This is a genomic window from Cellulomonas sp. P5_C6 (assembly GCF_054049635.1).
Window position 1 is genome coordinate 1 of the sequence record NZ_JBFULZ010000186.1, and the last position, 8,223, is coordinate 8,223.

Consider the following 8,223-nt stretch of genomic DNA (forward strand, 5'->3'; position numbering starts at 1 on the left):
GGGGACCGGGGTCGGCGGCGTCGGCGTGTCGACGACCGGGGGCGTCGGTGGGACGGGCGGTGCCGGGGGAGCCGGGGGTGCCGGCAGGAACAGGAAGTCGGAGGCTCCGCTGAGGGTGCCGGTGAGGCCCTTGACCGAGACGGGCTCGCCGACGGCCGGCACGTAGTCGATGTCGTACGTGTACCGCGACACCGAGGCGTCGGCGCGGGTGACCGACCAGACCTGCGGCGTGGCGTCGGAGAACGCGAGCGCCTGGGTGTCATGGACGGCGTTGGGCGGGTCGTCGTAGGTCAGCCGCACCACGACGCGCCGCAGGGCGGTTCCCACGCCGGTGTCGGACGGGTCGACGCTGACCTTGACCACGCCGCCGCGGGCGTTGCCCACCACCAGGGTCGAGGCGTCGGACTCCGCCGGCGCCCAGTCCGTGCTGATCACGGACCCGTCCTTGCCGACGATCTTCGTGGCGTAGCGGTACGCGCGGGCGTCGGGGTCGCGCAGCAGGAAGCGCCACTGCGGGGGAGCGAGGGCCAAGAGGGTGGACTCGGCGAACTGCAGCGAGCGGGTCTGCTGGTAGTCGTGGGCCTTGTCCTCGTACGCGAGGTCGACGATGACCGTCTGCACCTCGGACCAGTCGACGGTCGGCACGACGGAGAGGTGGAAGCCGTCGTCGAACGGCGTCGAGACGGACAGGTACCCGGACTGCGCGTTGTCGTCGTGGTCGCCGGTGAACCAGTCGGTGGTGATCCGCTGGCTGCCGGACGCGTCGTCGGTGGTGACGTAGGTGAACCGGTACCGGTACGGCGCGGTCCAGGGTGCGTAGATGACCCGGCGGTAGTCCACCTCGGGTGCGTCCTTGGTGAGGATGACCTTGTCGACGACGTCCGGCACCTTCGCGGCCGGGTCGCCGTACCCGATCTCGACCTCGATCGAGGTGAGCTTCTGGGTGTCGAACGCGTTCTTGTCGTTGGCCGCGACCTTGAGCGCCATGACCCCGGGGTTGGGGACCTTGAGCGTGTAGTCCCGCAGGTGGGTGGACTCCGAGTACAGGCGGGTCGTGGTGACCGGGCCGGACTTGTAGTTGACGTCGACGTCGACCGTGTACGAGTCCTCGCTCACCTTGGCCAGGCGCGTGGTGAACGTCTTGGGCGCGTGGTCCTCCTTGGTGAAGGTGTAGCTCTCGCGCTTGGAGATGTCGCGGCCGTCCTTCTGGCCGGTGTAGGAGACGTGGCCGACGACGCTGTGCACGATGTCGCCGTAGACGTCGAAGTCCAGGTTGGTGTCGACCGTGACCGTCAGCGTGTTGAAGTACCACTCCGCGGTGCCCAGGTCGATGTCGAGGATGACGTCGTCGATCGGCGCCCCGATGAACGCGGGCGCGATCGTGGCGCTCGGGTTGTACTGCCGCACGACGACGTCCCGTTGCACGAGGTCGAGGTTGAACACCTGGTGCGTGCTCTCGTGGATGAAGCTCATCCACTGGTTCTCGCGGTCGGCGGCGGTGGCGAAGCTGCCGCCCTTGAGGAAGTGGTCCTTGAGCCAGTCGTCCATCTTGCCGAACGCGAACGCGCGCAGCGCCTCGACGTCGTCGTCCTTGATCTGGCTCGAGCCCTTGTCGATGTTCAGCGTGATGAGGCCCTGCGACTCCATGGTCTCGCTGATTGACGTGCGATGGGCCTCGGTGGAGACGTCGTCGCCCCAGACGCTGCCGTCGGTGACCTCCGACGTCGTGTACGTCATGACGACGTCCTTGACCTCGTTCGAGTCGCAGTGCGCGTACACGTGGATGGCGGGCAGGCGGGTGTCGAAGGACAGCGAGTACTCGACGATCCCCACCCCGGCGCCCTTCTTGAGGGCCTGGTAGAACAGGTCGGCGCCGAGCGTCTTGAGCTCCACCGCGTACGACGCGGTGTTCTGCGCGAACAGCGACGGCTTGCCCGTCTGCACCTCGGCGACGAACTTGTCGTCCTTCATGATCAGCAGGCGCACCTCGCCGTCGATGAAGTCCATCGACGTGAGCTTGGGCGGCGGCAGCTGCGACTCGTTGGGGCGCTCGGCGCGCATGCGGTCGACCAGCTTGGGCCGGACCTTGGTCTCGAGAAACTCGGGGTCCTCGACCAGCTCGGTGGTGAAGACGAGGTAGCCGCCGCCCTTCTCCTCGCCGTCCACGTGCTCCACGGGGAACTGGTACTTGAGGAACGTGAACATCGGCTTGCCGTCCGGACCGGTGGCGATGCGCAGCGTCCGCGGCAGGTAGTAGAAGTGCGCGAAGTCGTCGTCGTCCCGAAAGACGGTCATTCCCTCGATGGTGTCGAACACCGGAATCGACTGCATCAGAGCCCCCTGACAACGGCGCGAGGCCCGGTCCGGCGACGTCGCCGGGGGTCACGCCTCGTCGAATCTATCCCCGACCACCCGTTTGGGGGAGGGCGAAATGTCCCCATATGCGGTATGGCCGTCGCCGCGGCCGTGCGCGAGCAGGATCCGGCGGATCTCCCGCGCGCAGACCACGCAGAACGGCTCGCCGAGATTGCGCATCCGACAGGTCTCCTGCGCGCGGTACACGCCGTGGGCGTACCGGTCGCCGCCTTCGTGACAGCCCGCGCCGTCGAGGTCCGCCCACGGCGCGCGGGCCGGGTCTCGCTCGAGCGTGACGTTGATCCGGCGGGGCTCCGGGCCGGGGTGCCGGCCGTCGTGGCCGTACTCGTCGGCCAGGTCGAACGCGGCGTGCCCGAGCTCGTGCACCGCGAGGGCCGCCCCCCACGGATGGCGCGTGAGGCAGGCGAGGGTGCCGGCCGAGCCCCCGTACTCGGCGCGGTTCGCCAGCACGAGCACGGCGTCGGCGCCGGGCACGTGCCGGCGCGCGTGCCGAAGCGCCGCGTCGGCGTCGACGGTGAGCAGGCGGCCGTCGAGCGTGGATGTCCCCTCGCCGACGACGTCGACCCGGTGGACGTTGACCAGAGTGCGCAGCAGTCCGAACGGCTCGGTCGCCAGCAGCTCCGCGACGAAAAGCCGGACCTCGGCCGCGAAGCCGTCGAGCTCGTCCTCGGCGAAGCCGTCGGCCACGACGACGATGTCGAAGCGCCGGTCCGGCGGGCCGTTGTCCAGCACCGTGACGGTGGGGAACCGGGCGGCGGGCACAGGCCCAGCATGGCGCAGGGCGATTCACCCGGACTACCACCCGACCAGGCATGGTCACCATCACCCGAATGGGTTGAAACTGGACATGCTGACTCGGACTCGCAAGGGGGCGTGATGACAGCCAAGCGTGTGTACTTCTTCAGCGGGACCGACTACTCGCGCTTCGATCACACGATCGACAACGTGCTACCGATCTACCCGATGACCACGGCCGCGCAGTGGACGGGTCTGCCCGCCACGATCGACGCGGCGGTGAACTGGGGCAACGGCAAGGTCTACTTCTTCGGCGGTGCGCAGTACTACCAGTTCGACGTGCTGCTGGACCGGGTCGACCCCGGCTATCCACGGGCCATCGCCGGCGCCTGGACGGACGCGGCGTCGGCCGCCTTCGACTCCGGTATCGACGCGGCGGTGAACTGGGGCAACGGCAAGGCGTACCTGTTCAAGGGTGGCCAGTACATCCGCCACGACATCGCCGCCGGCACGCTGGACCCGGGCTACCCGAAGCCGATCAAGGGCAACTGGGGCGGGGTCGCCGGGACGATCTTCGAGAAGGACATCAGTGACATCGTCAACTGGGGCAACGGCAAGGTCTACTGGTTCAAGGACGACTGCTACGGCCGGGTCGACCAGGCGACCAAGGCGTTCGACCCGGGGTACCCGAAGCTGATCAGCGCCGGGTGGCCGGGGGTGTTCCCTGCGGGGATCAGCGCGGCGGTCGAGTGGCCGATCGCCGCCGTCCAGCCGTCGAGCTTCTCGGTGCCGGCCAACCTCGGGGCGTGCACACAGCTTGCCGTCGTCGGCGGGTCGCGGTTCACCACGCACTTCGAGATGACCATCGACTTCGACAGCGCGCCGTACCCCACCACCTGTGCCGTGGGCGAGTACCGCCAGTACGTCCGCGGCTCGTTCATGGTCAGCGGGCGGCGCAAGACGTTCCTGCTCGCCGACCCGGCGGGAGGGCCGCCGCCCGAGATGCTGGCCGTTCCGCCGGCCGGGTCGACGAGCGACAACTTCCGGGAGGACGGCAAGCGGCGGCTGTCCGGTGTGGACCTCTTCTACGGGCGACGCCGGGGAACGCAGTTCGCCAACAGCCAGTTCCTGCCCGACACGCAGACGGGCTGCTCGTTCCGCGGGATCGACAACCCGGGGACCGGCAAGCCCACCGGGACGGTCGTCCTCACCGTCCTCGACTTCCGGGGTGAGGCCGTGGACTCCGCCACCAGCGGCGAGGTGCTGCAGTCCGCCAACTGGTCCACGAGCTGTGGCGGGGTGTGCTGATGAGGCAGGCGCAATTGATCGGCGGGCTCTGGGCGCTGCCGACGCTCGAGAAGGTCGGCGACGGTGCGGTCGAGCTGCACGTCAGCGTCGCGGTCGACGAGGTGGACGGGCTGGCCGGCACACCTGTGGCAGTGGACGTCCAAGCGGGTGGCCGGTCTCTTGAGGTCACGTCCGCGCCGGCTGACGGCGACTACTACTACCTCGAGACGCTCGCGGTGACCGCGGTCGCGGACTTCGCGTACGCCAACCCGGAAGGGCTGACGCCCGAGACCGTGACCGTCACGATCGGCGGCGAGTCCGCCTCATGGCCCACCGAGGATGCGTGGGCGGAGCCCGACCCGGGTGGCATCCCGATGGTGTGAGTCCTGATCGACAGGGGGAGTGATGACTGCACGACGTGTGTACTTCTTCAGCGGGGCCGAGTACTCCCGCTTCGACAGCGCGACCGACGCGGTGCCCGCCGGCTACCCGCGGAGCACGGTGGCGAACTGGCCCGGGCTGCCAGACGAGATCGACGCCGCGGTGAGCTGGGGGAACGGCAAGGTCTACTTCTTCAGCGGCTCGCGCTACTACCGGTACGACGTGCTGCTCGACAAGGTTGACGACGGCTACCCGCGCGACATCAAGGGCGCGTGGACCGACGCGGCCAGCGCCGCGTTTGACGGCGGGATCGACGCCGCCGTGAACTGGGGCAACGGCAAGGTCTACCTGTTCAGGGGCGGCGAGTACATACGGCACGACATCGCGGCCGACACCCTCGACCCGGGCTACCCGAAGCCGATCAAGGGCAACTGGTCCGGCGTCGACGGCACCATGTTCGAGAAGGACATCAACGCGATCGTCAACTACGGCAACGGCAAGGTCTACTGGTTCAAGGACGACCAGTACGCGCGAGTCGACCAGGCCACCAAGACGTTCGACCCCGGGTACCCGAAGCTGATCAGCGCGGGGTGGTCCGGGGTGTTCCCCATGTTGATCAGCGCGGCGGTCGAGTGGCCGATGGCGGACATCCTGGCGGGCGGGTTCCGGGTGCCGGACAACCGTGGCGGCTGCGAGGCGGCGCCCATCGGTGGTGGCACCATGTTCCGGGAGTACTTCGAGATGAACCTCGAGTTCGAGAGCTCGCCGTATCCGACGACGTGCGCGGTCGGGGAGTACCGGCAGTACGTGCGTGGGCAATTCCGCGTCGACGGCGTGGTCAAGGAGCACCTCCTCGCTGACCCGGCCGGAGGTCCCGCGCCGAAGATGAAGCCGATCCCGCCGGCCGGCTCCGCGTCCGACAACTTCCAGGAGGACGGCAAGAGGTTCCCGGACGGCTCTCAGATCTTCTACGGGCGACGGCGGGGGACCCAGTTCGGCAACAGCGTGTACTCGCCGGACACCCAGACCGGCTGCTCGTTCCGGGGCAAGGACCGGCCCGGCATGCCCGGGGCCACGGGCAGCGCGATCGTGGTCAACCTCGACTTCCACGGGGACGCCGTGGACTCCGCGAGCGGCGGCCTGGTGCTGCGGCGTGCGGACTGGTCCGTGAACTGCGGAGGGACGGCCTGATGAACGAGTCGCAGATGGTGGGCGGCCACTGGGTCCTGCCCACCCTGGAGAGCAACACCGACGGGGTCGCCCGCCTGCACGTGAGCATCGCGGTCGGTGAGGTCGACGAGCTGAGCGGCCAGCTGGTCGCCGTGAGCCTGCAGAGCGGCGGGCAGGAGCTGCCGGTGAGCGCCGCGCCGGCAGACGGGGCGTACTACTACCTCGAGACGCTCGCGGTCACGGCAATCGCCGACTTCGCGTTCGCCAACCCCGACGGGCTCGTGCCGGACACCATCACCGTGACCTTGGGCGAGGAGACGGCCACCTGGCCGGCCGAGCTGCGGGAGGACCCGGACGGCGGGAGCCCGCAGATCGTCTGAGCGTCAGACCTGGACCGGGAACGTCAGCACCACGCCGATGGTCGTCAGCAGCACCACACCGCCGATCGCGATCATCGTGGTGCGGCGCCGCGGCGAGCCCAGCTTGGAGCCGATGCCGCAGAAGAAGAGCACGGAGGCGCACAGGACGGTGGCCAGGACGTAGTTGTCCTTGCGCTCGATGGCCACCCGCGCGACCGTCGCCGACCGGTCGGACGCCTTCTCCAGGCGGGTCGCCTCCGTCGCCGACGCCAGCACGTAGTCGTCCATGGCGAACGGCGTGGGCGGCGCCGTGGGGTCGACCAGCGGGTCGGTCGCGAGCCAGGACTTCACCGCGGGCTGGAACTCCGGGCGGAAGCGGTTGAACAGGAATCCCGAGTACGTCGCCGGGTCGGGCACGTACGGGTCGGGCACGACGGCCACGCCGCCCTCCTGGTGCAGCGCCGCCAGCCAGTCCGTGAACAGCATGACGTCGATGATCGTCTGCTGGCCGGCGAGGGTCTGGGCACGGTTCGACTCGGCCCGCTCGCGCGACGCCGCGCTGTACGCCGCGGCCTGGACCCCGCTCCACTGGCTGCTCTGGAACGCCGACCACGCCGTCAGGACGGTGGCGAGCGCCAGCAGAGCGGTCGCGATCAGGTCGAGGTGCCGGAACCAGCCGGACTCGGGTGTCGCAGCCGTCGGCGCAGTCTCGTCGGTCTCTGCGACGTCGTCCATGGTCACCCCCGGCCGTCACCGTCTCACGGCACCTCCCGCCGACGCCACGACACGCTCCCGAGAGGTCCCGGACGTGCTCTGGCCTGGGACGCCGTAGCGGCGGGCACGGCGCCGGTGGTACCTATGAACCCCCGGTGCCGCGCCGGGGAGGGCGGGGACTCAGATGGAACGCAGCGCCGGCCGTTCGGCAGGCCTGGTCCTGTTCACCCTGGCCACCGCCCAGTTCCTCATGACGCTCGACAGCTCGGTGATGAACGTGTCCATCGCCCAGGTCGCCGCGGACGTCGGGACGACCGTGACGGGCATCCAGACCGCCATCACGCTCTACACGCTCGTCATGGCCACGATGATGATCACCGGCGGCAAGATCGGCAGCCTCATCGGACGCCGCCGGGCCTTCGCCATCGGCTGCGTGATCTACGCCTGCGGCTCGTTCGTCACCTCGATCGCCCAGAGCCTCACGGTGCTGATCCTCGGGTGGTCGGTGCTCGAGGGACTCGGCGCGGCGCTGATCATGCCCGCGATCGTCGCGCTCGTGGCCTCGAACTTCGCGACGTCGGAGCGGCCGCGGGCATACGGCCTGGTCGCGTCGGCCGGCGCGATCGCGGTGGCCGCCGGGCCGCTGATCGGCGGCTTCGTCACCACCTACTGGACCTGGCGGTACGTGTTCGCCGGGGAGGTCGTCCTCGTCATCGGCATCCTCGCGCTCACCCGCCGGATCGCCGACGCCGAGCCCGAGGAACGGTTCCGCCTCGACCTCGTCGGGTCCGCCCTCTCCGCGCTCGGGCTGGGCCTGGCCGTCTACGGCGTGCTGCGGTCCGGCGAGTGGGGCTGGGTGCAGACCAGGCCCGGCGGACCCTCGTGGCTCGGGGTCTCCCCGACCGTGTGGTTCGTGCTCGGGGGGATCCTCGTGCTCCGGCTCTTCGTCGCGTGGGAGCTCCGCGTGGTGGCCGCGGGCCGGGAGCCGTTGGTGCGGCCCGGCATGCTGCGCAACCCGCGGCTGGCCGGCGGCCTGACGATGTTCTTCTTCCAGTTCATGATCCAGGCCGGGCTCTTCTTCGTGGTGCCGCTGTTCCTGTCGATCGCGCTCGGCCTCACCGCGCTGGAGACCGGCGTGCGGCTGCTGCCGCTCTCCGTGTCCCTGCTCATCGCCGCGGTCGGGATCCCGCGCTTCTTCCCG

8 protein-coding genes are annotated in these 8,223 nt (G+C 69.6%); 5 read left to right on the forward strand and 3 right to left on the reverse strand.

The genetic code is table 11. The annotated features are described in order from the left end of the window. Both ACXJKG_RS17080 and ACXJKG_RS17085 read right to left on the reverse strand, forming a co-directional pair. Positions 1-2,295, reverse strand: a 2,295-nt coding sequence (locus tag ACXJKG_RS17080) for a hypothetical protein (protein ID WP_456846937.1), incomplete at its 3' end; no start/stop codon positions are given. 87 nt (positions 2,296-2,382) lie between these two features. Continuing rightward, the gene (locus tag ACXJKG_RS17085) at positions 2,383-3,138 is read right to left on the reverse strand and encodes a M64 family metallopeptidase (RefSeq protein WP_456846938.1); all 756 of its coding nucleotides are present in this window, start codon (positions 3,136-3,138) and stop codon (positions 2,383-2,385) included. Between the two features lie 114 nt (positions 3,139-3,252). On the opposite strand from ACXJKG_RS17085, the gene ACXJKG_RS17090 reads away from it, so the two are divergent. Genes ACXJKG_RS17090 through ACXJKG_RS17105 form a run of 4 tightly spaced genes read left to right on the forward strand, consistent with a single transcriptional unit; the run spans position 3,253 to position 6,329 of the window. Further along, on the forward strand, positions 3,253-4,419 hold the full coding sequence (locus tag ACXJKG_RS17090; RefSeq protein WP_456846939.1) for a hemopexin repeat-containing protein: 1,167 nt from the start codon (positions 3,253-3,255) through the stop codon (positions 4,417-4,419). Next, positions 4,419-4,781 carry a hypothetical protein gene (locus ACXJKG_RS17095; RefSeq protein WP_456846940.1) on the forward strand — a complete coding sequence of 121 codons (363 nt, stop codon included), beginning with the start codon at positions 4,419-4,421 and terminating at the stop codon, positions 4,779-4,781. Before ACXJKG_RS17090 ends, ACXJKG_RS17095 begins: the two co-directional genes overlap by 1 nt. A gap of 22 nt (positions 4,782-4,803) precedes the next feature. Next, positions 4,804-5,970 carry a hemopexin repeat-containing protein gene (locus ACXJKG_RS17100; RefSeq protein ID WP_456846941.1) on the forward strand — a complete coding sequence of 389 codons (1,167 nt, stop codon included), beginning with the start codon at positions 4,804-4,806 and terminating at the stop codon, positions 5,968-5,970. Further along, positions 5,970-6,329, forward strand: a complete 360-nt coding sequence (locus ACXJKG_RS17105) for a hypothetical protein (RefSeq protein ID WP_456846942.1) — start codon at positions 5,970-5,972, stop codon at positions 6,327-6,329. The genes ACXJKG_RS17100 and ACXJKG_RS17105 overlap by 1 nt, the downstream gene beginning before the upstream one ends. Before the next feature lie 3 nt (positions 6,330-6,332). On the opposite strand, the gene ACXJKG_RS17110 is transcribed toward ACXJKG_RS17105, so the two are convergent. Next, complete coding sequence (locus ACXJKG_RS17110; protein WP_456846943.1) at positions 6,333-7,043, reverse strand: hypothetical protein; 711 nt, start codon at positions 7,041-7,043, stop codon at positions 6,333-6,335. 163 nt (positions 7,044-7,206) lie between these two features. Between ACXJKG_RS17110 and ACXJKG_RS17115 the strand changes: the two genes are divergently transcribed. Further along, positions 7,207-8,223: MFS transporter (locus tag ACXJKG_RS17115; protein WP_456846944.1), on the forward strand; the 1,017-nt coding region annotated here is incomplete at its 3' end.

Bases quoted from the DNA above. Each gene is read 5' to 3' on its own strand.
- ACXJKG_RS17095 (WP_456846940.1), top strand. From the start codon at position 4,419: ATGAGGCAGGCGCAATTGATCGGCGGGCTCTGGGCGCTGCCGACGCTC.
- ACXJKG_RS17105 (WP_456846942.1), top strand. From the start codon at position 5,970: ATGAACGAGTCGCAGATGGTGGGCGGCCACTGGGTCCTGCCCACCCTG.
- ACXJKG_RS17100 (WP_456846941.1), top strand. From the start codon at position 4,804: ATGACTGCACGACGTGTGTACTTCTTCAGCGGGGCCGAGTACTCCCGC.
- ACXJKG_RS17110 (WP_456846943.1), bottom strand. From the start codon at position 7,043: ATGGACGACGTCGCAGAGACCGACGAGACTGCGCCGACGGCTGCGACA.
- ACXJKG_RS17090 (WP_456846939.1), top strand. From the start codon at position 3,253: ATGACAGCCAAGCGTGTGTACTTCTTCAGCGGGACCGACTACTCGCGC.